24 protein-coding genes and 1 pseudogene are annotated in these 25,724 nt (G+C 39.3%); 3 read left to right on the forward strand and 22 right to left on the reverse strand.

What is annotated here, in order from left to right:
- Positions 1 to 2: 2 nt before the first annotated feature.
- The 12 genes and pseudogenes from pgeF to ABVZ64_RS02555 all read right to left on the reverse strand — a co-directional run bounded on the left by pgeF (position 3) and on the right by ABVZ64_RS02555 (position 9,769).
- Positions 3 to 812 (reverse strand): peptidoglycan editing factor PgeF, encoded by an 810-nt coding sequence (pgeF, locus tag ABVZ64_RS02500; RefSeq protein ID WP_352399483.1) that lies wholly within the window; start codon positions 810 to 812, stop codon positions 3 to 5.
- 10 nt (positions 813 to 822) lie between these two features.
- Positions 823 to 1,188, reverse strand: coding sequence for a YraN family protein (locus ABVZ64_RS02505; protein ID WP_352399668.1), 366 nt, complete (start codon positions 1,186 to 1,188; stop codon positions 823 to 825).
- Positions 1,186 to 1,944, reverse strand: a pseudogene (gene rnhB, locus ABVZ64_RS02510) (ribonuclease HII); the annotation flags it as partial. The pseudogene rnhB and the gene ABVZ64_RS02505, both read right to left, overlap by 3 nt.
- Before the next feature lie 195 nt (positions 1,945 to 2,139).
- On the reverse strand, positions 2,140 to 3,822 hold the full coding sequence (locus tag ABVZ64_RS02515; RefSeq protein ID WP_352399484.1) for a ribonuclease J: 1,683 nt from the start codon (positions 3,820 to 3,822) through the stop codon (positions 2,140 to 2,142).
- Between the two features lie 567 nt (positions 3,823 to 4,389).
- A complete protein-coding gene (locus ABVZ64_RS02520) occupies positions 4,390 to 4,692 on the reverse strand; it encodes a DUF1292 domain-containing protein (RefSeq protein ID WP_352399485.1) in 303 nt (100 codons plus the stop codon).
- A gap of 39 nt (positions 4,693 to 4,731) precedes the next feature.
- Positions 4,732 to 5,160 (reverse strand): Holliday junction resolvase RuvX, encoded by a 429-nt coding sequence (gene ruvX, locus ABVZ64_RS02525; RefSeq protein ID WP_352399486.1) that lies wholly within the window; start codon positions 5,158 to 5,160, stop codon positions 4,732 to 4,734.
- Positions 5,161 to 5,175: 15 nt separating this feature from the next.
- On the reverse strand, positions 5,176 to 5,436 hold the full coding sequence (locus tag ABVZ64_RS02530) for an IreB family regulatory phosphoprotein (protein WP_313526487.1): 261 nt from the start codon (positions 5,434 to 5,436) through the stop codon (positions 5,176 to 5,178).
- A gap of 106 nt (positions 5,437 to 5,542) precedes the next feature.
- Positions 5,543 to 6,841 carry a tRNA (N(6)-L-threonylcarbamoyladenosine(37)-C(2))-methylthiotransferase MtaB gene (gene mtaB, locus ABVZ64_RS02535; RefSeq protein ID WP_352399487.1) on the reverse strand — a complete coding sequence of 433 codons (1,299 nt, stop codon included), beginning with the start codon at positions 6,839 to 6,841 and terminating at the stop codon, positions 5,543 to 5,545.
- A 23-nt stretch (positions 6,842 to 6,864) separates the two neighbouring features.
- Positions 6,865 to 7,656: an HAD family hydrolase gene (locus ABVZ64_RS02540; RefSeq protein WP_352399488.1), complete on the reverse strand. Its 792-nt coding sequence runs from the start codon at positions 7,654 to 7,656 to the stop codon at positions 6,865 to 6,867.
- A gap of 12 nt (positions 7,657 to 7,668) precedes the next feature.
- Positions 7,669 to 8,223: a hypothetical protein gene (locus ABVZ64_RS02545; protein ID WP_352399489.1), complete on the reverse strand. Its 555-nt coding sequence runs from the start codon at positions 8,221 to 8,223 to the stop codon at positions 7,669 to 7,671.
- Positions 8,224 to 8,363: 140 nt separating this feature from the next.
- The gene (locus ABVZ64_RS02550; protein ID WP_352399490.1) at positions 8,364 to 8,822 is read right to left on the reverse strand and encodes a hypothetical protein; all 459 of its coding nucleotides are present in this window, start codon (positions 8,820 to 8,822) and stop codon (positions 8,364 to 8,366) included.
- Between the two features lie 245 nt (positions 8,823 to 9,067).
- Complete coding sequence (locus ABVZ64_RS02555) at positions 9,068 to 9,769, reverse strand: 5'-methylthioadenosine/adenosylhomocysteine nucleosidase (RefSeq protein WP_352399491.1); 702 nt, start codon at positions 9,767 to 9,769, stop codon at positions 9,068 to 9,070.
- 182 nt (positions 9,770 to 9,951) lie between these two features.
- On the opposite strand from ABVZ64_RS02555, the gene ABVZ64_RS02560 reads away from it, so the two are divergent.
- Genes ABVZ64_RS02560 through ABVZ64_RS02570 form a run of 3 tightly spaced genes read left to right on the forward strand, consistent with a single transcriptional unit; the run spans position 9,952 to position 11,717 of the window.
- Positions 9,952 to 10,644, forward strand: a complete 693-nt coding sequence (locus ABVZ64_RS02560) for a gamma-glutamyl-gamma-aminobutyrate hydrolase family protein (protein ID WP_352399492.1) — start codon at positions 9,952 to 9,954, stop codon at positions 10,642 to 10,644.
- A gap of 14 nt (positions 10,645 to 10,658) precedes the next feature.
- The gene (locus ABVZ64_RS02565) at positions 10,659 to 11,516 is read left to right on the forward strand and encodes a mechanosensitive ion channel family protein (RefSeq protein WP_352399493.1); all 858 of its coding nucleotides are present in this window, start codon (positions 10,659 to 10,661) and stop codon (positions 11,514 to 11,516) included.
- Positions 11,517 to 11,519: 3 nt separating this feature from the next.
- Positions 11,520 to 11,717: a DUF951 domain-containing protein gene (locus ABVZ64_RS02570; protein WP_352399494.1), complete on the forward strand. Its 198-nt coding sequence runs from the start codon at positions 11,520 to 11,522 to the stop codon at positions 11,715 to 11,717.
- Between the two features lie 409 nt (positions 11,718 to 12,126).
- Here the strand turns inward: ABVZ64_RS02570 and ABVZ64_RS02575 are convergent, their stop codons facing one another.
- The 10 genes from ABVZ64_RS02575 to ABVZ64_RS02620 form a co-directional block, all read right to left on the reverse strand.
- Positions 12,127 to 14,286 (reverse strand): heavy metal translocating P-type ATPase, encoded by a 2,160-nt coding sequence (locus tag ABVZ64_RS02575; protein WP_352399495.1) that lies wholly within the window; start codon positions 14,284 to 14,286, stop codon positions 12,127 to 12,129.
- A gap of 94 nt (positions 14,287 to 14,380) precedes the next feature.
- Positions 14,381 to 14,692 carry an ArsR/SmtB family transcription factor gene (locus ABVZ64_RS02580; RefSeq protein ID WP_352399669.1) on the reverse strand — a complete coding sequence of 104 codons (312 nt, stop codon included), beginning with the start codon at positions 14,690 to 14,692 and terminating at the stop codon, positions 14,381 to 14,383.
- Between the two features lie 105 nt (positions 14,693 to 14,797).
- Positions 14,798 to 15,718: a LysR family transcriptional regulator gene (locus ABVZ64_RS02585; RefSeq protein ID WP_352399496.1), complete on the reverse strand. Its 921-nt coding sequence runs from the start codon at positions 15,716 to 15,718 to the stop codon at positions 14,798 to 14,800.
- 313 nt (positions 15,719 to 16,031) lie between these two features.
- Positions 16,032 to 16,181, reverse strand: coding sequence for a hypothetical protein (locus ABVZ64_RS02590; RefSeq protein ID WP_352399497.1), 150 nt, complete (start codon positions 16,179 to 16,181; stop codon positions 16,032 to 16,034).
- A gap of 168 nt (positions 16,182 to 16,349) precedes the next feature.
- On the reverse strand, positions 16,350 to 17,171 hold the full coding sequence (locus ABVZ64_RS02595; RefSeq protein WP_352399670.1) for a ferredoxin: 822 nt from the start codon (positions 17,169 to 17,171) through the stop codon (positions 16,350 to 16,352).
- Between the two features lie 321 nt (positions 17,172 to 17,492).
- A complete protein-coding gene (locus ABVZ64_RS02600; RefSeq protein WP_352399498.1) occupies positions 17,493 to 18,473 on the reverse strand; it encodes a peptidyl-prolyl cis-trans isomerase in 981 nt (326 codons plus the stop codon).
- A 193-nt stretch (positions 18,474 to 18,666) separates the two neighbouring features.
- On the reverse strand, positions 18,667 to 22,170 hold the full coding sequence (gene mfd, locus ABVZ64_RS02605) for a transcription-repair coupling factor (RefSeq protein ID WP_352399499.1): 3,504 nt from the start codon (positions 22,168 to 22,170) through the stop codon (positions 18,667 to 18,669).
- A complete protein-coding gene (gene pth / locus ABVZ64_RS02610) occupies positions 22,170 to 22,856 on the reverse strand; it encodes an aminoacyl-tRNA hydrolase (RefSeq protein ID WP_352399500.1) in 687 nt (228 codons plus the stop codon). Before pth ends, mfd begins: the two co-directional genes overlap by 1 nt.
- 460 nt (positions 22,857 to 23,316) lie before the next feature.
- Positions 23,317 to 24,297: a 2-hydroxyacid dehydrogenase gene (locus ABVZ64_RS02615; RefSeq protein ID WP_352399501.1), complete on the reverse strand. Its 981-nt coding sequence runs from the start codon at positions 24,295 to 24,297 to the stop codon at positions 23,317 to 23,319.
- A gap of 416 nt (positions 24,298 to 24,713) precedes the next feature.
- Positions 24,714 to 25,673 (reverse strand): ribose-phosphate diphosphokinase, encoded by a 960-nt coding sequence (locus ABVZ64_RS02620; RefSeq protein WP_502892575.1) that lies wholly within the window; start codon positions 25,671 to 25,673, stop codon positions 24,714 to 24,716.
- Positions 25,674 to 25,724: the final 51 nt, after the last annotated feature.

A 25,724-nucleotide genomic window follows, 5' to 3' on the forward strand; every position in this document is an offset into this window, starting at 1 on the left:
TTTTAGCCTTTTAGCTCCATGACGCCAGCCATAACACCTCGTTTTTCCCCCATTTTTCTGTGGGAATAAAAGCGGTCCGTGTCACACATGGTACAAGCCCCAGCAATCTCAATATCCGCCACCCCCATATCCGCCAATAACCGACGATTGGTTTCCCAAAGATCAATACGGTATTTGCCCTTTTCCTTTGGGTCATCAAATACAATATCCTCGGTAAATTCAATATTCGCCCGAAATAATTCCACAACAGGATCATCCACCTGAAAGCAGCACATTCCAATGGATGGACCAATAGCGGCAACAACGTCTTTTGGCTCTGTGCTAAAAGCATCCATCATTTCTTGCAAGGTACACTCCGCCATACGTTCTCCCGTACCCTTCCACCCGCAGTGGGCCATGCCAATGGCTTTTTTCTTGGTATCTAACAAAAATATCGGTACACAATCCGCACCAAAAATCACCAGAGGTATATTTGCCACATTTGTAATTAGCCCATCCACATCAGTATACCCACGATCCCGAAGGACACCTTTACCTTTATCCTCCTCATAAATTCGACGAATATTTGTGGTGTGGGTTTGCTGAGAGGTTACATAATTTCTATTGGAAAATCCCATGGCATCCCCCAAAATTTCATAGTTTTTCAAAACCAGCTCTCTGTCTTCCCCTCTAGCTAGACCCATATTCATGGCGCCATAATAACCCTGACTTACCCCGCCATGCCGAGTTGTAAAGCAGTGCTTCACAATATCTGTCTGAGATAAATTATCAAAAACTACTACTTCCACTTCTCCAATTTTCTCTATTTTCATCTCATACTCCTTATGTTAACCAAAATGCATTCTTCGTATAACGAAAATACGTTTTGCCGTCTTCTTCTAAAACTTCAGCAACATCAAAACGAAAATCACCCTCTAAGCATTTGTCCGCAATGTAAGCCTGTGCAGACCGGATAATATGGGCTTGCTTGCGTTTATCCACCGCCTGGCAAGGTTCTCCCTTTTCTCGCCCTGCTCTATATTTTACTTCAGTAAAGATGATGTATGTATCCTTTTTTGCGATAATGTCAATTTCTCCGCCTTGGCTTCGATAATTTCTTTCTAATATCTCATATCCCATACGACGCATCTGTTTTACCGCAAGCTCTTCACCAAAGGCACCTTTCGTTTGATTATCCTCCGTAGGCATAAAATTTTTTACAAAGCTTTTTCTATGGATTGGACAAATTCCATACACCTTAATGGCTGCAATATGCTCTGCAGAGCCATAGCCTTTATTGGATGCAAACCCATAAGCAGGGTATAACTGATCATAAGTTTCCATAAGTCTATCTCGATAAACTTTGGCAACGATGCTGGCTGCACCAATGGACAAACTCTTTGCATCCCCCTTTACAATACCTTGCTGTGGTATGGGAACTTTAGGGATAGTCACTGCATCTGCCAAAATAAACCTAGGTGCAGGGTTTAACTGAGCCAAAGCCTCTCTCATTGCTTCGTAGGTAGCTTGTAAAATATTGATTTCATCTATCCGCTCCCATGAAACCACACCAATGCCATGGGATACTGCCTTTTCCAAGATTTCATCATACAAGCTCTCACGCTTTTTTGCCGATAATTTTTTAGAATCATCCACTCCAGAAATTTTACAACCTTTGGGTAAAATCACTGCCGCCGCAACCACCGGGCCTGCTAATGGGCCTCTGCCAACCTCATCAACACCTGCAATAAAATCAAACCCTTGTTCATAACAGGCTGTTTCATATTGAAGCATCAGCTCTAACCTATTTTGTTCATTTTCATAAGCAATTTTTCTTTTCACCGCAGATACAATGGCACTTTGCACCCCTTTTCGCTCATCCAACGAAAATGATAGAATTGCTTGATCCAACTTTTCAATATTACAATGTTGAAGGTAATCCTTGATTTCTTTTATCGACTGCATGAGTTCCCCACCTTTCATGTTTTATTATAACATAAAACATCAAAAAATGAAAAAACAAGTGTCTTAAAAAATGCATATTTCGCCCCAGGGCGCCACAAGGAACACCAACTCAATCAACATAAAAGCGCCAAAACAAAATCTAAAAACTTCACAAAAAGCCGCAAAATCTAACTGATTCTGCGGCTTTTATGGTTATTATACTTCCATAATGATAGGTAGAATCATAGGGCTTCTCTTCGTTTTCTGCCAAAGGAAATTCTTCAGCGTATCTTTGATTACACCCTTAATATAATTCCAACTTGTTATATGCTTTTCTTCGCATTCCAGCAAAGCCTCAAGAACAACTTTCTTTGCTTCATCCATAAGATCCTCTGCTACTCGAACATAAACAAATCCTCTAGATATTATATCTGGCCCAGCTACAAGAGTTCCATTTTCTCGATCCATTGTAACTACAACCACCATCAGCCCATCCTGAGATAAGTGCTTTCTATCTCGCAATACAATATTACCCACATCACCTACGCCAAGACCATCAACCATAACCTGTCCTGCAGGTACGGTGCCATTCGCCTTAGCTTCCGTTCTGGATATTTCCAGTACTTCGCCCAATTTCATTACAAATATATCTTTTTTATCAATGCCCATGGACAAAGCCAAATCCCTATGGCTAGCCAAATGCATAAACTCACCATGAACAGGCATGAAATATTGAGGCTTCGTTAACGCAAGCATTAATTTTAACTCCTCTTGTCGTGCATGGCCGGAAACATGGATTTCTTCCATATCCCCATAAATTACATTTGCACCCTTCTTCAACAACTCATTGATTACTTTGATTACATTCTTTTCATTACCTGGAATTGCAGATGCACTAATAATAATTTTGTCATCAGGTTTTACACTGACCTGTTTATGTTCATTCATTGCAATTCTGGAGAGAGCAGACATGGTTTCACCCTGGCTACCGGTGGTAATGATAACGATTTGTTCATCACGATAATTTTTGATTTCATTAATGTCAATCAATGTGCGTGGTGGTAGCATCAAATACTCTAATTCGGATGCGGTTTTTACTGCATTCACCATGCTTCGACCGATAATTGCAACCTTACGCCCATACATATTCGCAGCATTCACTACCTGTTGGATACGGTGAATATTGGAGGAAAATGTGGCAACCATTATTCGATTTTTGGGAGAATCTTCGAATATCTTTTCAAAGACCTTACCCACATTTTTTTCCGACATGGTAAAGCCTTTTCTTTCTGCATTAGTACTATCGCTCATCAGAAGGAGAACGCCTTCTTTACCAAGCTCGGCAAAACGCTGAAGATCAATGATTTCCCCATCAATAGGTGTATAATCCACCTTAAAATCACCAGTATGCACAACCGTTCCGATTGGCGTATGAATTGCCAAGGCAACGGCATCTGCAATAGAATGATTTGTGTGAATAAACTCAACATTAAACTGTCCCAGCTTCACTTTTTCACCGGGTACAACGGTGTGTAATGCTGTCTTATCCAACATTTTGTGTTCTCTAAGCTTATTCTCCAACAGTCCCAATGTCAAAAGTGTACCAAACACTGGAACATTCAGCTGTTTGAGAATATAGGGTAATGCACCAATATGATCCTCATGTCCATGGGTCAATACAATACCCCGTACTTTGTCTATGTTTTTGGTCAGATATGTTACATCGGGGATGACCAAGTCAATTCCCAACATATCATCTTCTGGGAATGCTAGCCCGCAATCTATCACCATAATGTCATTTCCGTATTCCAAAATGGTCATATTCTTCCCGATTTCATCCAACCCACCCAGTGCTGCAACCTTAAGCTTAGCTTTGGGCTTCGGTTTTCTTCCTGCCAAAAAACACACCTCCTTTTCTTTTCTCCGTTTATATTATTACATTATTATGCCGTAAAAAAGCGCAGTTTAAACCGCAAAAACAAAAACCCATATCGATAAAATTCAAATTTACCTATATTTTGGGTATACATAAAAAAAGCAGGTTGCCAACATCCTTGAAAACATCTCTCCGTCCCATGTTTTCCTTCCAGAGGTTCTGCCAAATCATACGTATTCTGTTTTCTTCTTTATCCGCACATGATGATCTGACATAATGCCACTCATCTATCGTAAACGCAAAATCATGCGTTTGTGATCAAAATTTAATTACATGCAAAGAATAGGAAACTTGTTATTGTTTCCACTTTCTGAAATAAACATAGCACCCCAAACCTAGAGTAAATAAGAATGCTTCCCATTGCTTTGGTATCCTGCTTTGTTTATAAATTGTTTTATCTTCAAAGTAAATTTTATCAATCATGATCTTCTACAAACAAACTCTTTACAGATAGAAATACCAATCCATTTACAAGCAAAATGTTGTAAATCAAGGTGTTTTACGTCCAAAAGAGCTTTTTTATTGATCACTTAATCAATCTCAACTTCGTAATCTTCTCCTTTGCTGGAGAACAATTCTGCAACACGGTCAAATTCCGTATCATCTTCAACCAATTCATAGGTAACATCATCTGTATTAATTGAAATTTCTTTTAAAATAAGGGCTTCTGTTTCATCATCATCCATTAATTCTGTTTCAACAACCAATAAATATCTCTCACCACCACAAGCAACGTTGTCAATGATGGAAAATTCCACTTCGGCGCCGTCTTCCGCTGTCATTGTTACGGTCTCAAATTCAAATTCATTTACTTCGTCAAAAATATCTGCCATTTTTACAATTCTCCTTTAACGCTCCGTTCGCCGCCATCCTTACTCTCTATTTCGGCTATCCAAATAGCCTTGAAGAATATGCACGGCCGCCATCTTATCTATCACACTTTTTCTTTTTTCATGGCTCAAGTCAGCCTCTCGCAAAGCCCGTTCAGCAGCAATGGTACTAAATCGCTCATCCCAAAGCATCACTTGGACTTTTGGAAAACGTCTGACAATCCTTTCGGCAAAGGCTTTTGTCTTCTCGCAACGCTCCCCTTCTGAATTATCCAAATTTTTTGGATATCCCAACACAATGGTTTCAGGGTTATATTCCTCTACCAATTCAGACAAACGCTTTAAACTCTTTTTAAATTCAGCAGGGTTCTCTCTCCGAATGATTTCCACACCCTGTGCCGTCCATCCCAGTGGGTCACTTACTGCAATACCAATGGTTTTATCACCATAATCCAGTCCTAAAATACGCAAATTATTTCCTCTTTCTTATTCATTACGTTCCATATAGTCTTTCACCAATTCTTCTAATAATTCATCCCGCTCCAATTTTCGAATCATAACACGAGCATTCATATAGCTGGTGATATAGGTGGGATCACCGGATAAAATATACCCGACAATCTGATTTACGGGATTGTATCCTTTTTCCTTCAAGGCCGTACTAACAGCGATGAGGATCTTCTTCGCTTCATTTTCGGGTTCTTTATCCAATCTACCAAAATATTGTGTCTCATTTATGTTACTCATACTACTCACTCCCCATCACTCGATCCGTTCGCTTTTCATCTATATACCTTACTTCATCATAATATAAACCAATCCCGATTGCAACTATATTATCCTTACAGTATCATTACAAAAAAACCTGGCCATAGGCAATTTCCCCATCAATATGTGAAATTCGAGTTTTTACGATTCTGTTAGATATGTCCTCCGAGCACTTGCCATGGACTTTTATATAATTGGATGTATGTCCTTCAAACTCACCACCACCCAAAGATTTTTCGTAAAGTACCTCTACGGATTTTCCAACATGGTTTTGCATAAAATTCCCACTCATCTCATCACTAAGGGAAAGTAATTTATGGCTTCTTTCTGTCTTTACGCTATTTGGGAGCTGATCCTTACGCTCAGCTGCTGGAGTTCCCTTCTTGGGAGAATAAGGGAATACATGAATCTTTGCAAATCCAATTTCTTTTGCAAAGTCATAACACTGCATAAAATCTTCTTCTGTTTCCCCTGGAAAACCAACAATGATATCCGTTGTTAATGCTACCTCTGGCAAATACTTACGTAAAAGGGCTGCTGCATAGCGGTATTTTTCCGTATTATATTTACGATTCATTTCTTTTAAAGTTCTATCACACCCGCTTTGCAACGAAAGGTGAAAATGGTTGCAAACTTTTGGCAGCATTGCCATAGTTTGTGCAAATTCTTCCGTAACCACATTAGGCTCAATGGAACTAAAACGAATGCGATCAATGCCCTCAACTCGATGCACCTGCCGCAAAATTTCTAATAAATTAATATCTTTAGTATCTTTTCCATAACTAGCCACATGAATTCCTGTCAAAACAACCTCTTTGAAGCCATTTTGCGCCAAACGCCTTACTTCATCCAAAACATCCTGTGGATCACGACTCCTAATTGGCCCACGGGCATAGGGAATGATGCAGTAAGAGCAATATTGGCTGCATCCATCTTGAATTTTTAAATACGCTCTGGTTCGGTTGGTCAATTTCTGAATAGAAAGGGGCTCAAATACCCGTTCTTTCATAATATCAGTAACGTGGTTCTCAACGCCCTTTTCTGGCCTGTATTCTTCTACCATCTCCACAATTTGACCACGGTCTTTGGTGCCAATCACCAAATTCACACCTTCAACTTCCATTATCTCCTTTGGAGCTGTCTGGGCATAACACCCAACAACAGCAACCACAGCATTTTCATTTTGTCTTTTCACTTTACGGATCAATTGGCGAGATTTTTTATCACCAAAATTCGTAACAGTACAGGTATTAATAACATATACATCTGCCACTTCATCAATACCTACTATTTCATATCCCTTTTCGGCAAATAGCTCAGCAATTGCCTCGCTTTCATACTGATTTACCTTGCAACCAAGGGCATAACTTGCTGCTTTTTTCATGATTCTCTCCGTTCTATGCAGTATCAAAGCCCCGTCATCTCCCGTATAGCTTTTACTACTCCGCCTTTATTATTGCTTTCCGCCTGAAAACGGGCAAACTTCTTCACACCTTCTGAGGCATCCTCCATAGCATAACTATAATATGCCTGACTAAACATCTCCACATCATTATACTGATCTCCAAAAACCATGGTTTCTTCCGGCTTTATCCCCCACATTTTTTGTAAAGCTGCAACAGCAGTGCCCTTTGTAACACCCCTTAATCCCGTATCCAAACAAGCATCACCGGAAATTACAAGGTTTAAGTTGTCATCCAACAAGGGACGCAAACTATTGTAACAGCTTTCTGCACTTCCACCTTCATGGGATACCATAGACACTTTTATTATATCCTCTTTCACTTGATACAAATCATCCGTTAGCCTCATTTCGTAATGAAACAATGGTGAAGACAAAAACTCCAACAACTCCGGACTTCTAGTATAACTACAATATTTTGCACATAATAGAGGTTCCACCCCTTTTAGGGTAAATATTGTGTCCAGGCAATGGGCTACCTTTTGAGGCTCCATGGGTTCAACCACCAGCTCTTTTCCATTGTCCACCACAAATGCACCATTTTCGGCAATTACAACCACATCCCTTATATGCTCATGAAAATGCTTTTTTAGGCTGGGATATTGTCGTCCGCTAGCAACAACAAATCGAATCCCTTTTTCCTGCAATTTGGGTAGTAACTCATATATTTCCAAGTCGATTTTCTTTTCATCATTCAACAGTGTTCCATCCATATCTGATACAATTAACTTTATCATCTGTATTCCCTCTTATTTTTTATTTATTTTAAAGAAAATCGGGAGTATTTTTAAAGCAATTTCTACGTCCTTTCCGGACAACCAAATCAAATACTCTCTCATTAGATCCCATTTCTTATGTTTAAATAATACTTTAGAACAAATTTCTTCGATTTCACCAAGCTTTTCAATGATTTCATCCTTTTCCATCTTGGATATGGTATTCATCATTCCAATTTCCAACCTTAATTCTGTAAAGTCTACATCCATAGAAATCTCATTGTGTTCCAAATTAAGATAATACTCTAATAAACCATCATTTTGATAGCCATTTCGGCGAAACCCTTCCAGGCGCCCCAGCATTTTTTTAATATTTTCACGATACGCCTCTGCCTGTAAGGCTGAAACCTCATAAGGCTGAATTACTTTCAGTCCATCACAAAAACCGTCTATTTCGTCCTTATATGTATTCACAAGGTAGCGAAACAAAACAGACATTTTCTCTTCATCATACGAAAAAGCATCCCATGTTTCACGGCTATGGTCAATATCCTCATCAACTCTGCGGCAAAAATCCTCTTTCTCCATAAAGATTCCTCCCCTCCTCCAACGGAATACCATTTCGCAACGATCTAATATTTATTAGTATATCACATTCAAAAACGGCTTTGCAAGGTTTCCAACAAAAGGAAAAGAGTCTTTCCCAAAGGAAAGACTCTTTATTTCACTTAGTTTTCATTTTCATCATCTATGATAACAACCATACCGCCTAAGCGTCTGTTCAATTCGCTTCTGGTAATTTTGATGATGTTAGGAGTAACCCCATCCGCTTGGGCTTCGATAAAATAAGCTTCCTCGTTATCGCAATCATTTTCATCCAGCCAACCACCAAAGAAAGACAAGATTGCACGCATAATTTCAACACTATGACCCCAATAGTCTAAGTCTAAAAAGATCATACGGTTTTTTTCTCCGTTTTTAGAAAACTTACGACTTTTATAAACCATAGTAAAAAGTCGTCTTTCTTCACCCTTGTAAGTGAAATAAACAGCCATCTCGTTACTTTCGCCAAAACGATTTTCATAACGGTTTACTTTCGCACCCGTATCGAAATATTTTAAAATGAACTGATACAACTGTTCCAGTTCAATCTCTTTTGTAATATATCCATGAGTTTTTGCTGTCATAGATGGCACATCCTTTCTAGTCGCTCTCTCGTCAAAAATATTTTGTGTGCTAAATATTTCTTCTTGATTGCATTATACAGGAACAAATCAACCGTGACAAGAGAAATCCAGGACAATAACAATAAAAATTTCCAAGTTGTTTTTAGGCAATTTTATATCATGCACTTTAAATCATACCATAAATATGGATTTTTCTTAAACTACCTCTATTTCCAGGGTCTAGCCTATATTATTATATGCAAAAATCACAACTTTTCCAATATTTTTTCTACCAGCTCGCTACAACGCTTTGCCGCCATAATGCTGAATTTTTCAAAAGAAATATTAGCTTCTTCCCCTGCACCATCAGATATTGCCCGTACAACCAAAAAGGGAATTCTATTCAGCCAGCAAGCATGGGCAATTGCTGCCCCTTCCATTTCTGCACAAGTTCCCTGTACATTTTTACGTATTTTTGCTTTCCCTTCTTTTGTACTGATAAATTGATCGCCGCTGGCAATTCTCCCAGTGATAACACGATAACCATCAGCTACCTCTGCCGCTGATGCTTGAGCCAACCTAATCAACTCTTCATCCGCTTTAAAATAGCTTTCTGCCATTCTTGGTATAGTACCAACAGGATCCCCTAAAACAGATGTATCCATATCGTGCTGAACTGCATCTGTAGAGATTACAATGTCACCTATATGCAAATCATCAACCAATGAGCCTGCTACGCCCAATACTAAGACGTAATCCACACCAAAATGGTCAATCATAGCCTGCGTGCAAATTGCAGCATTTACCTTGCCGATACCACTTCTAACCAATACAATATTATTCCCCTTGTATCTACCAATATAAAATGCTAAGCCAACAACATTTTTCGTAGTAACAATTTCAATTTTCTCTTTCAAACAAAGAATTTCTTCTTCCATTGCCCCAATTATGCCAATGGTTTTCATCATTTTCATCTCCGTTCTATGTCATGTTTGTTGGACGGTTACAGTTTCGCCCAAATTTATGTTTTTTAATCATACCACAACTATACCTTACAAAACAAGCACGCATATTTCTCTTTGTCCTCCATTGCAAAACCTTGACATCTTTTGTATACTATTAGGAAAGTTAATCAAGAAGGACTGATACAATGGGACCAATTATCGGAATCACACCAGATTATGACAACATATCCAATAGATACAAAGTACACGAGGATTATGTATCAGCAGTAAAAGATGGAGGCGGTTATCCCATCCTTCTCTTTCCACAACTCTCAATTCCAGCTTTTATTGATGGCATTATCCTTAGCGGCGGCGGCGACATAGACCCTTTGCTGTTTGACGAAGAACCCTTGAAAGAAAGTGGTGAAATCACCCCCCAAAGAGATCACTTTGAGCTTGCCCTTTGCAAAGCTGCATTAGAAAAAAATATTCCTATATTGGGAATTTGCAGGGGAATGCAGGTTATGAATATTGCATTGGGTGGAACAATATATCAAGATATTTCTGTTCAAACAAATAGCTCATTAAAACATAACCAACAGGCACCACGCCCCTATGCAACTCATAGCATCTGGATTGAGCAAAGTACTTTACTTGCAGCTCTTTGGCGAAATAAAGAAAAAACCACAGTAAACTCCTTCCATCATCAGGCCGTTGCTCAGCTGGGTAAAGGTCTTCGGGTTTGTGCCAGGAGTCAAGATGGCTTAGTCGAAGCAATCGATCATACTGAATATTCCTTTGTATTAGGCGTACAGTGGCACCCCGAGGCTATGAAAACAGAAGAACAAAAGCTGCTCTTTTCTGCTTTTATCAAAGCAGCCACAGGATATCAAAAGTAACTAAGGAGGTAACAATGACAAAATTAGAAGAACTCACCAGTATTGAGTGGATGCTTGATACTGCAGCAAATTTAGGCATCAGACTGTTGCAAATTGGCGGGATCCTGCTTTTATGCTGGTTTCTGATCCGTGCTTCCAACGGAATAGCCCAAAAGTTTTTCAAAAAACAAACGCAAAAGCAGCGTTTGGCAATGTCCGAAAGAAAAGCCAACACGCTAAATTCCATTACTTCAAGTGTCACAAAATACGTAATCTACTTTATAGGTATTTTTTCTATCCTTAACTTATTGGGTGTAGACTCCAAGTCATTATTAGTAATTGCAAGTGCCGGTTCAGTTGCCATCGGGCTAGGTGCACAAAGCGTTGTAACTGATATGATGGAGGGTTTTTTTATTCTCTTTGAAGATCATTATGCCGTAGGCGATGTGGTTACAATTCAAAACATTACAGGAGTTGTGGAAGGGGTAACCCTTCGTTCCACAAAAATTAGGGACCCCCAGGGCAGAATGCACATTATCCCCAATGGCTCTGTTGGTACCGTGACCAACCTGTGTAATGACTTTATTAATGCAATCGTAACAGTAGGCATCTCCTATGAAGAAAATATTGATCGTGTATTGGCAATATTACAAGATGAAATGAATCACACTTCGGACATATCCAGCATCCTTGAGACCCCTAGCGTTGTTGGCGTCGTTGGATTGGATGATTCCGCAGTTTCGATTCGTATTGTTGCAAAATGTGAAATAAAAACAAATTATGGAGTTGAAGCAGAATTACGCAAACGCATTAAAAATCGCTTTGATAAAGAGGGTATTGAAATCCCTTTCCCTCAGCGCACCGTCCATATTGTGCAACAAAAGGAGGTTTAAATTATGGTCTTCAACGTCGGAGATATCGTTCAAATGAAAAAGGCCCACCCCTGTGGTTCAAGTCAGTGGGAAATCCTGCGCACTGGCATCGACTTTCGCATCAAATGCTGTGGTTGTGGCCATATGGTTATGCTTCCCAGGGTAAAATTCGAGAAAAATGTAAAGAAAATTATCGCTCAATGCAAAAATGAAAATTCCTAATAAACACCCTCTAAGCATTGCCTTAGGGGGTGTTTTATAATCTTTGGCTTTATAAAATACCCCCTCCCCCCAAACACCTTTTTTCCCACTTCTTCCTCCCTTTCTTTTCTCTTTCTATATGCTACCCACCCACTTCCTCTGTCACCCCTTGTTCTTTCAAGTAATACATTTTACATTGCCAATCCGGACAAATCTTGTTACTTCTGATCAATAAACCCATAGAGAAACTAGGCTGTAATGGAGGTGACCCGAAATAAGTGGAACCAATGGAGGGATTTCACCTTGAAAATTGGCTGCTCATTAAAAACAACTGAGGACACAATCATTCATCGATACGATTGTGCCCTCAGTTGCTTAGGGTTATATATGTGCTTGCTCTACCTACTATACATATACTCTCTGTATGCTTTTATTTTTTCCTCATTGCATTAAGTATTGCTAACACTGCAACACCAACATCTGCAAAAACTGCCATCCACATGGAGGCCATACCAAGGGCACTCAATACCAAAACCAATGCTTTTACTCCTAACGCAAAGGTAATGTTCTGCCTTACAATCCTGCGGGTATTCTTTGCAATACGAATACCTACTGCCAATTTTCCAATATCATCATCCATCAACACAACATCTGCAGCTTCAATAGCAGCATCTGAGCCGATACCACCCATTGCAATACCCAAATCCGCACCTGCCAATACAGGCGCATCGTTGATACCATCTCCAACAAACGCTGTTTTTGATAAAGAAATTTCTTTGTTTTTCAATCCCTCTAGTATGTTTAGCTTATCGCCAGGCAAAAGGTCGGCATAAAACTTATTCAAATCCAATTCCTTAGCCATAGCTTCGGCATTTTCCTTGCGGTCACCAGTGAGCATAACCATAGATTGGACACCTTTGTTGCGCAATGCTACCAGGGCTTCCCTGCAACCTTCTTTCAGCGTGTCAGCAACTACAATATACCCTTTAAACTTACCATTTTTTGCGATATATACAACGGATCCTACACCGCTAAATGGTTTGAATACAATGTTTTCACGTTCCATCAACCTCTGGTTCCCCAATAAAACTTGCTCATTATCCAGGCTATAAGAAATACCAAAACCACCCAACTCCTTATAACCCACAACCAATTCCCCAGAAAGTTCTTTATCCTTTTTAAATTCATTTACAATTGCCTCAGCAATAGGGTGATTGCTATTCACTTCTCCTAAAGCCGCCAAGTATAATAGCTCCTCTTTGTCCTCGGCAACCATTTCAACCACGGAAAATCTACCTTTTGTTAATGTTCCCGTTTTATCAAAAACAATCTTATCAATATGGCAAAGGGTATCTAAATCGCCACCACCCTTTACTAAAATACCGTTTTTAGAAGCGGTTCCAATGCCAGCAAAATAACTAAGAGGTACAGAAAGCACCAGGGCACAGGGGCAGGATACAACCAAGAATATTAGCGCACGGCCAAACCACATTTGAAACTCACCAAATCCTAATAAAGGTGGAAGAACCGCCAAAGCTACTGCAAGCCCAACTACTACAGGGGTATATACCCTTGCAAAACGAGTGATAAATCGCTCTGTTTTAGACTTCTTGCCTGCTGCGTTTTCAACCATCTCTAAAATCTTCATTACCGTAGAGTCACCAAAAGGTCTGGTTACCTCTATCTTTAAATTCCCATCAAGGTTAATGCATCCACTTAATACATCGCTACCTGGTTCAACGCCTCGTGGTAAAGCTTCCCCAGTCAATGCAGCGGTATCTAAAAGAGCATACCCTTCTTTTACCTTCCCATCCAGAGGAATTCTCTCCCCTGCTTTCACCAAAATAAAATCTCCCACGTTTACTTCTTCAGGATGCATTCTTTTTGTGCCTTCCCCTAAAATAACCTCTGCAAAATCAGGACGAATATCTAACAAGGCAGTAATAGACTTTCTGGATCTTCTAACTGCATAATCCTGGAAGGCTTCTCCCACCTGATAAAACATCATAACAAATACTGCCTCTGGCATTTCTCCAATAGCAATTGCCCCCACTGTGGAAATAGACATTAGGAAATTTTCATCAAAAACCTGCCCCCGGAGAATGTTTTTACACGCTCTGATCAAAACATCATAGCCAAATACTCCATAGGAAATTAAATAGAAATATAGCGCTAAATTTGTATCCCTAAAAAGAACTGCTGCCAAAAATAATAATCCGCCTCCGCCAAAACGAGCCCAGATTTTTTTGTTATCTCCTTCTGCTCCATGATCGTGGTCATGGGTATGACCATGATCCAAGTGCTCTTCACCCCCATGGTTCTCAATATGGCAGTGTCCACAAGAACAATTAGCCTCTTGACCTTGCTCCTTCTGTTGCAAGGAAACCTGAACTTCTGGCTCCAATTTATGAACAATCCTCTCTATCTGTTCCAAAATCGTATTCTCTTTAACCCCATCTACCAATGTTACTTCCATAGTTTGCTTGACCAAATTGATATTAGCCTCCTTGGTCTCACCTAGTACATTTACTGCCGCTTCGATTTTACTTGCACAATTGGCACAAGTTAACCCTTTTAAGTATACTTTCAAAACAATACACCCCCACATTTGTTCATATGATTACTTATTCATATATATTCTTAAAGAATAGGCCGTAAGAGGAACCTCTAAAACAGCCTATTGGTTATTCCACATAACCTCGTTTGTGACGAATATGCGTCATACCTTGTTCTAACACCGTTCTTACATGTTCATCATCCAAAGAGTAAAAAACGGTCTTTCCCTCTTTGCGATACTTTACTAAATCATTTTGGCGTAGAACCCGCAATTGATGGCTAATTGCCGATTGTGTCATATCCAAGGAATCTGCCAGTTCACTCACATTTTTTTCACTATTCAAAAGGCTTTGTAATATTCTAATTCTAGTAGCATCCCCAAAAACCTTAAAAAAATCTGCAAGATCCCGAATAAAATGCCTTTCCAGTTCTTCTTTCATGTTGATTTCATCCGCCTTATTACAACAGAATTCCATATTATCACCCTCAATCAATTGAACACTTGCTCATATATTAACATGAATGCAGCCATGTGTCAACCGCCCTCATAAATTTTCTTGAAAATCAATCAATTTAATAAAACCCTTTACCGCATGAGGTGCTGCAACATTCTTTAATCGAACCATACCAATGTTTCGTTTGGGCAAGGGTGGCGCTATGGGGATCTCAAACAAACGCTTTCCCTTTAGGGCCTCCTCGGTAAATTCTTTGATTACAAAGGTAAGCCCCAGGTTAATTTGGGCAAAGCTAATTAATAAGTCGCTACTGCCTAATTCTAAAATTGGATTTAAAACAACACCATTCGCCTCCGCATAACGATCGATATATCTTCTGGAATTGCTAAGGTCCTCTAAAAGCAATAAAGGATACTCTGGCAAGTCTTTAAGCTCCAGTCCCACTTGGGAAAGAAGCTTATATCTTTCTCCACCAACCAAAATATCATGAATCTCTATGCAAGGTGTTATCTCTAGGTCTACATCATCGCCGATAGGAAGATTGATAAAGCAAACATCTACACTGCCGTTTTTTAGCAACCGTAGGGATTCATAGGTTGTCTTGTTCGTCACTTTGATATTGATATCAGGATAGAGCTTATGATACTTCTCTAGATATGGCAGAAGAAAATTTGCAATAACAGTATCACTGGCACCAATTTTCAGCTCTCCCATTTCCATATTAACCATCTGGAAATACTTTTCTTCTGCCGCATGAATCAGACCCAAAGCCTGCTCCAAATATGTATATAGTAATTTGCCCTCCGCAGTTGGATACACGCCCTTAGCGGTGCGAACCAACAACGGACTACCCATCCTGTCTTCTAATTGTCGAATTGCCATGCTTACAGCAGGCTGTGATATATAAAGTTCTCTGGCTGCCGCAGACATATTACCTGTCCGCACAACCGCACAAAAAATACGATACAAATCCAACGAAACGTCCACCTTCAACCCCAACACCCCTTTCATTTCTTTATCATACTTGAAAAATAGAATATACGCAATTGTTCAAAATATCCATTTTGGGTTTTGGAAGCATAAATATTTGAACCCATCACACCTTTTTCTGGCTTTTGTTCCTTCCACCAAAGTAAAAGAAAAATACCATTTGGGTTGCAAATGCTACAAAGGATATAAAAAATAAAATACCTTTTGACGAAAAGGGCTAAAATACCAAGACCAAATTTCGGTTTGATGTTGAAGCATCAAGAAATAAGAAAAGAAATAATTTAGGATACTCCCTAAAATTATAATTTTGTAATAACCAAACTTTATAGAAGTCTTACATAACAAAAACAATCCAATAACCATTAACCCATAAAACTGCATCGTCCCATAAGTAGCATCTCCATACAGGGCTAAAAAGGGAAACGGAATTGCGTAACCCATCAAAAGTAAAATCTGCTTTAACCAACTCTTCACTTCCTACCACTCCCCTATACAAAAGATTTTTACTAAAGTATACCATGTTATGCAATATTATCGAAAGGCCTAAGCATGTTTATTTTAACTTGATTATTCATAAAAACACCCCTATTTATTTTTAATAGGGGTGTCTCAATTTAATCACTTTACTTCAGGGTTCTTTTTGGTTTACATTTTAAATAAAACATTCGCCGGCGGCTCTACCCTCGTAAAGCTCTTCCAGCTCCTCTTTGTGGTAAACAAATCCAGGATCATCAAAAAATTTTGCACCTGTTGGACATTTCTTAACACAGGCACAGCATTTCATGCAGGTTCCTATGGTAACTGTTGGATCCTCCTTAGAAATGGATCCCAGAGGACAAACCTGCGCACACATACCACAACTACAACATCCATCGCCTGTTTTGGGTTTCACCTTACGAATATCAATGGCATTCCCATGCCGATCTCTCGGTGTAAAGTATGGTCGAATGGGTTCCTCTCCTTTTACATATACTGGGCCGTTATAAACCCAACCACCAATTATTTTCTCGCCGATTTTATCGCCAAACTGAATCAATTGGGCAATATCCTCGGCGTCGGGTCTACCTGCGCCAAGTATGCGTGAGAAAGAATGCTCACTTACAAATCCGCCACCTGCAACAGTATGGAAACCTCTTTCCTCCATAATATTTCTTAATTCAATTAATGCATCGTCATAATTTCTATTTCCAAAGGAAACCACAGGTACTCCCAAAGCACCTTTAGCCACGATCATTTCGTTTAAATATGGTAATAAAAGATTAGGTACACGGCCAGCAATGACCGGTGTCCCTAATACCACAAGATCATCCTCATCAAACACAACTTTATCCACTCGATTTTGAGGTAAAGTAAAGTCATATATACCATAATCAACACCTAATTTTTTAGCCACTGCTTGCGCAACAGTAGTTGTAACTTTTTCTGTACCCCCTGTAGGACTAAAAAAAACCGCCCAAACTTTCTTCATTCCCATCACTAACGGATATCCCCATAGGACACCCTTCCTCCCTTCCAAATCTTTCTTATTTCATGATACTCCATCCTCGTTTTTTTTTCAACAAAGAAAATCACATATCTTTATTCCCTTCTTAAATTAAATATAACAGTAAATGAATGAACAATAATCGTCTACGGGGGCTTTTGTTTATTATCTAAGTATTTGATTTTTTCATTAAATTTTAAAACAAAAAAAACATCCTCAAAACAGCCCGTTGAAAATCATTCTATTGAAAATAAAAAAAAGGTGTTTCCAATCCGACCATTGGAAACACCCTTTATAATGTTTGTATGCTACTTAATGGAATTTTTCAAGGTTTTCAAAAACTCCACCGATATATTCAACCTTCTGAGCCGCAATCATCTCTGCAAACCTAGCATCACTATATTCTGCCTGCTTCTGGTTTGTAAAGCTTGCCTCAGCAACAGTTTTAATTTCACTTTCCTGTGGCACTGTATTGGTATTCATCTTAATAATAAAGTAAACACCATCCATCTCAATGGGATCTGTAATAGTTCCTACCTCCGGCACATCAATCAAACCAAAAGAGGAAGCAAATTGGGTCTTATACAAGGACATCTTACCGCCCTGTTCTTCCTGTTTTGCATTTTCATCAATGTCGTACTCTTTAAATAGCTCCTGAAAATCCTGACCATCCCTTGCTTTTTGAACTACTTCCTTAGCCTTCTCTAAATCATCCATTACAATAGTTTCCATATCCAGCAGAGTATAGTCTTCTGTCATTTGTGCCTTGTTTTCTTCATAATACTTGGCTTTTTCAGCCTCATCAACTTCACACTCTGCTGCCAACGCCTGATATACAAAGGAATACATATAGGAATCTTCCATAAAAGGGGCTAATTTTTTGGCATCAATTCCCATTTTTTCAATATCTTCTTTGGGCAAGTTCGTAACAAACTGTTCTGATGCTTTTACAGCTTCTTCCTTCTGCTCATCAGTCAATGTCATTCCATTTTCTTCTGCATATTTCTTTGCAGCTACCACACTCTGGATTGTATTAAGCGTACGTTCTTCCACCAATTCATCTGCAGTCTGTCCATCAAAATCCATTGACCAAATCTCGTCACCACCAACAGCAGTAAAGCTCTTTGTTGTGGTGTACAGATAAACCATATATTCCGATTTCATGATCTCTCTGCCGTCAATCTTCATGACAACTTCGTCATTAAAATTGCTACTGCTTTCGCTAGTGCTACCGCAGGCAGAAAGAGCCATCACGCCAGCAGTCAGCAGGCAAAGAAGTCCTTTTTTCTTCATTATAAATCCCTCTTTCTTTTTCACTTTTTGAATTGTAATCTTTCCACAAAACTCTATTGGCTACATTACCTGTACGACATAAGGTGTATTGGGATTTATATAATCCCATGCCAATTTCAATCAAACAGGATTTGTACCCATATCCATGGAAATAACCTAATGCATCCATTATACACATTCTTTTTATAAATGACTATCCCTTTATTGCATTTAATATGAATTTAATTTCTTCAAGGGATTTATTTTCCTTATCTTTTTGAAGCTTTAATGTCAGATAAGGGTTTGCACCTGCGGTAAATAAATATTTACCCCTTCCTTCAGAAATTATTTTTGTCAACTTGATTGGATCTGTTTTTGCATCTGATCTGAATTCAATCACAATATTGCCACGTTTTTGCACAATTGAAGAAATGCCCAAGCTCCTAGCCTCAGCCTTTATTAGTACAATCTCCAGAAGGGTTTGTACGCTTTTAGGCAAATCGCCATATCGGTCTTCCATCTCTTCTTGAATATCAAAATAAGCTTCCTGGGTACGCACGTTAGCAATTTTTTTATAAAGCTCCATGCGCTGTTCCTGGTTTTTAATATAAAAATCAGGAATATAGGCACTAATGTTAATATCCACCGTTGTCTCTGCAAGTTCTTCCTTTGGTGCCTCCCCTTTTAGGTTTTGCACCTCCTCTTCCAGCAAACGACAATACATATCATAGCCCACGGACTCCATGTGTCCATGTTGCTCTGCACCAAGCAGATTCCCGGCTCCACGAATCTCCAAGTCCCGCATAGCAATCTTAAATCCCGAGCCGAATTCCGTGAATTCACGAATGGTCTGCAGTCTTTTTTCTGCCACTTCCCGTAACATCTTGTCTCGTCGATACAACAAGTAGGCATAAGCAATACGGTTGCTCCGTCCTACACGACCACGTAGCTGGTACAGCTGAGATAATCCCATCCGATCTGCATCTTGAATGATTATGGTATTTGCATTGGAAATATCCATACCTGTTTCTATTATTGTTGTGCACACCAATACATCGGTTTCTCCACTGATAAAGTCCTCCATAATTCCTTCCAGTTCACGTTCAGACATCTGACCATGGGCAAAGGATATGTTTGCTTCAGGAATCATCTTTTGCAAGCGAAACGCTTCCTCACTAATGGAGTCCACTCGGTTATATAAATAATAAACCTGGCCACCTCTGGCTATCTCACGATGAATGGCCTCACGAACAAATTCCGGATTGTTCTCCATAACATAAGTTTGGATGGGATGTCTTTCCTGGGGTGGTTCTTCCAACAAACTCATATCCCTGATTCCCGATAAACTCATGTGCAAGGTACGGGGAATAGGCGTTGCCGATAGGGTCAATACATCCACGTTTTCTCGCAACCGCTTTAACTTCTCCTTATGAGAAACGCCAAATCTCTGCTCCTCATCAACGATGATTAACCCTAAGTCTTTAAATTCCACATCCTTGGATAAAATACGGTGGGTTCCGATTACGATGTCTGCATACCCCTGTTGCAAGTTTTTCAGACTCTCTTTTTGCTGCTTAGCCGTACGAAACCTAGAAAGAAGTTCAATGGTAACAGGATAACCTGCCATTCTTTGCACAAAGGTATTGTAATGTTGTTGTGCCAAAATCGTGGTTGGTACTAAAAAGGCAACCTGTTTTCCATCCTGGACAGCTTTAAATGCAGCACGAATGGCAACTTCCGTTTTTCCATACCCAACGTCACCACAAATAAGTCGATCCATCACTTTGCCGCTTTCCATATCATGTTTTACATCTTCAATGGCATTTAGCTGATCCTCCGTTTCTTCGTAGGGAAATGACTCCTCAAACTCCCTTTGCCACACCGTATCCCCGCAATATGAATGCCCCTTTGCAGCAGAACGCTTTGCGTACAAAGCAACTAAATCTTCAGCGAGAATTTTAATGGCTGCCCGGGTTTTTGCCTTTGCCTTAACCCACTCCTGACCGCCTAGCTTGTTTAGCCTTGGTGCTGCCCCTCCACTGCCAATATACTTTTGTACCATGTCCATCTGGTTTACAGGAACAAAAAGATTTCCCCCATCTCGATATGAAATTTTCATATAATCCTTTTGAACGCCCTCAACAGAAATTTTTTCAAGACCACAAAACACACCAATGCCGTGGTTATCGTGAACAACAAAATCCCCGATTTTTAAATCGGTAAAGCTTTCAATCGCAGTGCCATTTTTCTTCTTCTTTTTTTTCTTTTTTTCACCGCCACCGAACAACTCACTGTCAGAAAAAACAGCAAGATTGATATATTCGTAAGAAAACCCTTTAGATAAGCTACCTTTTGCAACCCAAACTGCCCCTTTAGGCATAGGTGCCTCTAGGTTTTCCATGTAAACTGCCGGAATACCTAAGTCCGAGAGCTCCTTTGCCATACGCTGGGCTCTAGAGCCTGTGCCACCCAAAATTAAGGTTCGATACTCCCTCTTTTTCAGATAATGTAATTCTTCGCAAAACAGATCAACCCTTTTACGAAACGATGGTGTTGAACGCACTGCAAAATCCACCTTAACCTTTGGTTCAAAACCTAATGTCCTTTGGTTTAAGCCTGCCAAAAGGATTCGTCCAAACCCCTCTGCCTGCCTTTGCACATCTGTATAGTCAAACAAAAGTTTTGCCTGCCCAGGAAGAAGATATCCTTGGGAAATACGACCCTTCATACTTTCTTCATATTCCTCCATAACCGTAGCCATATGCTCCCGTATACGTTCCGGTTCATCAAAACACAAAAGAGTATCTTTAGGGATATAGTCTAACAAACTGACGGTTTCCTGATAAAAATAAGGAATATATGATCCAATATTCGACAAGTTCTTTTCCATTCTTAGCCGTTCTGCATCTTCTCCGATATTTTCCCTTAATCGCTCGGCTTCACCAATCAATCCCTTTTTCTCCATGTTTTGTAGGCATTTTGAGAACTCTTTGCTGACTTTATTTGCAGCAATTTCAGCAAGGCTCTCCTCATAGACCAACTCTCGCATTGGAAAAATGCGGGCCTCTTCTAACTTATCCACAGAACGCTGGCTTGCTGGGTCCATAGAGCGGATAGAGTCTATCTCATCATCCCACATTTCAATACGCACAGCCTCGTCACAAGTCAAGGAATATATATCCAAAATCCCCCCTCGCAGTGCAAACTGCCCTGCACTTTCCACCAGCTCTGTACGCTCGTATCCCAAGCAAATCAACTGCCGAATAAGTTGAGTCATATTCAAAACATCCCCAACTTTTAGGGTAAGGATAAATTTGGTGAATATTTCTTTTCTCGGGAATCTATCTAACAACGCTTCCATGGAGGCAACAATAATCGACCTCTCACCAGAAAGTAGTCTTTCCATTGCTATAAACCTTTGACGATTCATTTCCATGCTATGCACATCAGCACTGTAAAACAAAATATCTTTGGCAGGATAGTAAATTGGGTTTCTATGAAAGAAAGAAATATCCTCTAAAATTTCCCTTGCCCTCAACTCACTATACGTTAAAATCAATAAAGGCCTTTGGCAATGCTCTTTAATAGAAAAAAGTAAGTGAGCCTTTTCCACGTCAATAACCCCTGTTGCAAATACAGGGGTGTGATTATTACGTATGGATTCCAGTACATTTTGATACCCTTCCAGCTCCAATAAAGGTTCTGTTAGCGTTTTCATTATTCCACCTCGCCTTGAGGTTTTTTGGCTTCTTCAACCTCAGCCGTTTTCTGAACTTTTTCTTTTTTTACAGTCTTTGGTTTTTGATTGATACGATTCATAGCCTCCATAATGCCTCGAGATAAAATCAGTTCCACAGCATTAACAGCTTTATCTGCGCCTTGCTCCATCATCGGTAAGTCATCCTTGTCAAATTTAGCTAAAACATAATCCGCTAGATCCCAACCATTGGGCTTTTCGCCGATACCCACTTTTATACGCCAAAATTCGTCGGTTCCAATTTGTTCAATGATATTGCGAATTCCATTATGTCCACCATGGCTTCCTTTTTCCCGAATACGCACACCGCTAACGGGCAGGCTTGTGTCATCGTAGATTACAACAAAATGATCCTGTGGAATTTTATAAAAGTTTACAATTTCACGTATGCTTTCACCACTTAAATTCATGAAGGTTTGGGGCTTTACCAACAGCACCCGCTGCCCGTTTATACTCCCATCACCCACCAAGGCCTTATGTTTAAATTTGTTCATTTGTATATTATATTTTTTCCCCAAGCGATCTACTACATCAAAACCAATGTTATGCTTTGTTCCTTCATACTTAGGTCCAGGATTACCTAACCCAGCAATAACAAAAAACTCCTGTCCCTTATCATTGCCTTTAAATTTATCAAAAAGTCCCATTTCATCCTCCAAAAAACGAACATCCGATTAACAAAACGTATTGAAAAATTTCCTCCCATATTTTGTTGTATGTTCAACCTTTTAATTTATAGTAGCCTATAGGTGCATAAACAACAGCTAAAAGCCCTAATTTAGGAATTAGAGCTAGTTTAAATCAGTCCGTATTGTTTTATACCCACCACATAAACAAATATAGTATACTTGCTACTAATCTTCAAAACCATATCTTTTTATAGCGTTTATTATAGCATAATATTTTCTGAAAAAACAATCCTTTCCAGCTTAAAAAACATGACAAAACCCACTTCATTTACGATTACAACAAGCTTTTATCCTTTTCACAAAACATTCAGGCAAAAATTCTAAATTGGATCTTATGAAAACACCAATTGCCGGTTTTTTTGCATAAATTCATAAAAAAGCGGACACCTAGGTGTCCGCTTAAAATCATTACTTGTAATTATTTAACTTCATTTACTAATTCTGCACCATCCAAGAATGCTTTTGCATTGCCGCATGTAACTTCTGCCATTGCGTTCAAAGCTTCTTCGGTCAAGAATGCTAAGTGACCAGAAAGAACTACCTTTTCACTTGCCAACAATCTTGCCAATGTTGGATCTTTTTCTGCTTTGTCGCTTCTATCTTCAAAGAAGTATTCATGTTCAACTTCACAAACATCCATACCAACACCACGGAATTTGCCAGCTTCTACTGCATCAGCCAAAGCTTCGGAATCAACCAGACCACCACGAGCAACGTTAACTAAGATAACGCCATCCTTCATCTTCGCGATAGCTTCTGCGTTAATCATATGACGTGTTGCAGGCATAAGAGGGCAGTGAAGAGAAATAACGTCAGCACGAGCGTACAGTTCATCCAAATCAACATATTCTAAGCCAAGATTAGGGTTAGGGAATGCATCATAAGCAATGATGTTCATGCCAAAGCCCTTCAAAATATTAATCATACACTGACCAATTTTACCAGTACCAATAACGCCTGCTGTTCTACCAACCAAAGCGATACCATCCAAACCAGCAATGTCAAAGTTAAATTTTGTGGATCTTTCATAAGCCAAGTGAGATTTTCTGTTTACAGCCATCAACAAAGCAGCGCCCTGTTCAGCAACAGATTCGGGGGAATATGCAGGTACTCTAAGTACAGGCATACCGCATTCTTTTGCAACAGCCAAATCAACACTATCAAAACCTGCACAACGTAATAAGAGAACTTTGATGCCTAAGTTATGCAATTCGCGAACAACATCAGCGGGTACTTCGTCGTTTACGAAAGAACAAGTAGCATCGTGACCTGCTGCCAAATGTGCAGTTGCAGGTGTCAATCTTTCATTGAAAAAAGTAATTTCAAATCCATATTTTTCAGCCACAGGACCGAAAGAATCTTTCCAGTAGGATTTGGTGTCAAAAAATGCGATTTTCATATTAGAACTCCTCCTAAAATTATGTAATTATAGTAATATTAGTTGGGCAACAAACTCGGTTTCTATTAAACTAAGACTCCCGACTTTGTTTGTCTTACTTTTAACAATATAATTCATTTATCCTAATTTGTCAACCAACATTTCATAAAATTGTCAGTATTGACGAATCTAGCTTGTACTTATTTGAAGAAATGAACGAGAAAAACACTCAAAGCTCTAACCTCTTTGGGACAAAATCCCATATAAATCTTATTATATCAAAAAAAGTGAAAAAAGCAACCTAATATAACCTTCTAACAATTAAAATTATCTTCAATTTCTCTTAAATTATGCCCTATAATAAAAGCTCCAATTCCCAGTAAAAAATGGAAAATAGGAGCTTTTATTATGATATACTTGAGAAGGGTCCCAAGTAATTAATCAAACAATTGAGAAATAGAGCTACCTTCGTGGATACATTTCAATGCATTCGCAAAAATGTTTGCCACAGATACAGTCACTATCTTGTCAATCTTCTTCTCGTCAGGCAAAGCAATCGTGTCAAGAACCAGCAATTCATTAATTGCAGAATCCTGGATACGCTTCATTGCAGGGCCGCTTAATACAGCGTGTGTACAACAAGCATCTACCTCAATCGCGCCTCTTTCTTTCAAAGCATTTGCAGCATTTGTGATTGTTCCTGCAGTGTCAATCATATCATCGACCAAAATTACTTTCTTGCCTTTTACATCACCGATAATGTTCATAATTTCGCTGACATTTGCTTTTGGTCTACGTTTATCAATGATTGCAAGAGGAATATTTAATCTTTCGGCAAATTTTCTTGTTCTTGTAACACTGCCCAAATCAGGGGAAACAGCAACGAAATTTTCCAAATCATCGCCGTATTTGTTGATATAATAACTTGTTAATAATGGACTTCCCACCAAGTTATCTACGGGGATATCAAAGAAACCCTGAATCTGTGCACAGTGCAAATCCATGGTTAACACGCGGTTTGCACCTGCTGTTGTTAAAATATTTGCTACTAATTTTGCACTAATAGGATCTCTCGCTCTTGCCTTACGGTCCTGTCTTGCATAGCCATAATAAGGCATAACTGCTGTAATTCTTGCTGCAGAAGCACGCTTCATTGCATCAATCATGATCAACAATTCCATCAAACTATCATTCACAGGTGAAGAAGTAGACTGAATGATGTAAACATCCGCTCCACGAATTGTTTCGTTGATTTTAACAGAAATCTCACCATCGCTGAATTTCTCAACTTCTGCACTGCCCAGTGTCATACCCAGTTTTTGTGCGATTTCCTCTGCTAACGTGCGGTTGGAATTACACGCAAAAATCTTGATGTCGCCACCATTAGAATTAATCATTTCAATATCCCCCTAATAATCTTTTGCATTTTATGGTCTTGGGCTAAACGC

The sequence above is a fragment of the Anaerotignum sp. genome (assembly GCF_040307045.1).
GTDB lineage: Bacteria > Bacillota > Clostridia > Lachnospirales > Anaerotignaceae > Chakrabartyella.

What these genes read in the sequence shown, in the direction of transcription:
- pgeF (WP_352399483.1), bottom strand. Translation starts at nt 812, where the DNA reads ATGAAAATAGAGAAAATTGGAGAAGTGGAAGTAGTAGTTTTTGATAAT.
- ABVZ64_RS02505 (WP_352399668.1), bottom strand. Translation starts at nt 1,188, where the DNA reads ATGCCTACGGAGGATAATCAAACGAAAGGTGCCTTTGGTGAAGAGCTT.
- ABVZ64_RS02520 (WP_352399485.1), bottom strand. Translation starts at nt 4,692, where the DNA reads ATGGCAGATATTTTTGACGAAGTAAATGAATTTGAATTTGAGACCGTA.
- ABVZ64_RS02530 (WP_313526487.1), bottom strand. Translation starts at nt 5,436, where the DNA reads ATGAGTAACATAAATGAGACACAATATTTTGGTAGATTGGATAAAGAA.
- mtaB (WP_352399487.1), bottom strand. Translation starts at nt 6,841, where the DNA reads ATGAAAAAAGCAGCAAGTTATGCCCTTGGTTGCAAGGTAAATCAGTAT.
- ABVZ64_RS02540 (WP_352399488.1), bottom strand. Translation starts at nt 7,656, where the DNA reads ATGATAAAGTTAATTGTATCAGATATGGATGGAACACTGTTGAATGAT.
- ABVZ64_RS02545 (WP_352399489.1), bottom strand. Translation starts at nt 8,223, where the DNA reads ATGGAGAAAGAGGATTTTTGCCGCAGAGTTGATGAGGATATTGACCAT.
- ABVZ64_RS02550 (WP_352399490.1), bottom strand. Translation starts at nt 8,822, where the DNA reads ATGACAGCAAAAACTCATGGATATATTACAAAAGAGATTGAACTGGAA.
- ABVZ64_RS02555 (WP_352399491.1), bottom strand. Translation starts at nt 9,769, where the DNA reads ATGATGAAAACCATTGGCATAATTGGGGCAATGGAAGAAGAAATTCTT.
- ABVZ64_RS02560 (WP_352399492.1), top strand. Translation starts at nt 9,952, where the DNA reads ATGGGACCAATTATCGGAATCACACCAGATTATGACAACATATCCAAT.
- ABVZ64_RS02565 (WP_352399493.1), top strand. Translation starts at nt 10,659, where the DNA reads ATGACAAAATTAGAAGAACTCACCAGTATTGAGTGGATGCTTGATACT.
- ABVZ64_RS02570 (WP_352399494.1), top strand. Translation starts at nt 11,520, where the DNA reads ATGGTCTTCAACGTCGGAGATATCGTTCAAATGAAAAAGGCCCACCCC.
- ABVZ64_RS02580 (WP_352399669.1), bottom strand. Translation starts at nt 14,692, where the DNA reads ATGAAAGAAGAACTGGAAAGGCATTTTATTCGGGATCTTGCAGATTTT.
- ABVZ64_RS02585 (WP_352399496.1), bottom strand. Translation starts at nt 15,718, where the DNA reads ATGAAAGGGGTGTTGGGGTTGAAGGTGGACGTTTCGTTGGATTTGTAT.
- ABVZ64_RS02595 (WP_352399670.1), bottom strand. Translation starts at nt 17,171, where the DNA reads ATGGGAATGAAGAAAGTTTGGGCGGTTTTTTTTAGTCCTACAGGGGGT.
- ABVZ64_RS02600 (WP_352399498.1), bottom strand. Translation starts at nt 18,473, where the DNA reads ATGAAGAAAAAAGGACTTCTTTGCCTGCTGACTGCTGGCGTGATGGCT.
- mfd (WP_352399499.1), bottom strand. Translation starts at nt 22,170, where the DNA reads ATGAAAACGCTAACAGAACCTTTATTGGAGCTGGAAGGGTATCAAAAT.
- pth (WP_352399500.1), bottom strand. Translation starts at nt 22,856, where the DNA reads ATGGGACTTTTTGATAAATTTAAAGGCAATGATAAGGGACAGGAGTTT.
- ABVZ64_RS02615 (WP_352399501.1), bottom strand. Translation starts at nt 24,297, where the DNA reads ATGAAAATCGCATTTTTTGACACCAAATCCTACTGGAAAGATTCTTTC.
- ABVZ64_RS02620 (WP_502892575.1), bottom strand. Translation starts at nt 25,673, where the DNA reads ATGATTAATTCTAATGGTGGCGACATCAAGATTTTTGCGTGTAATTCC.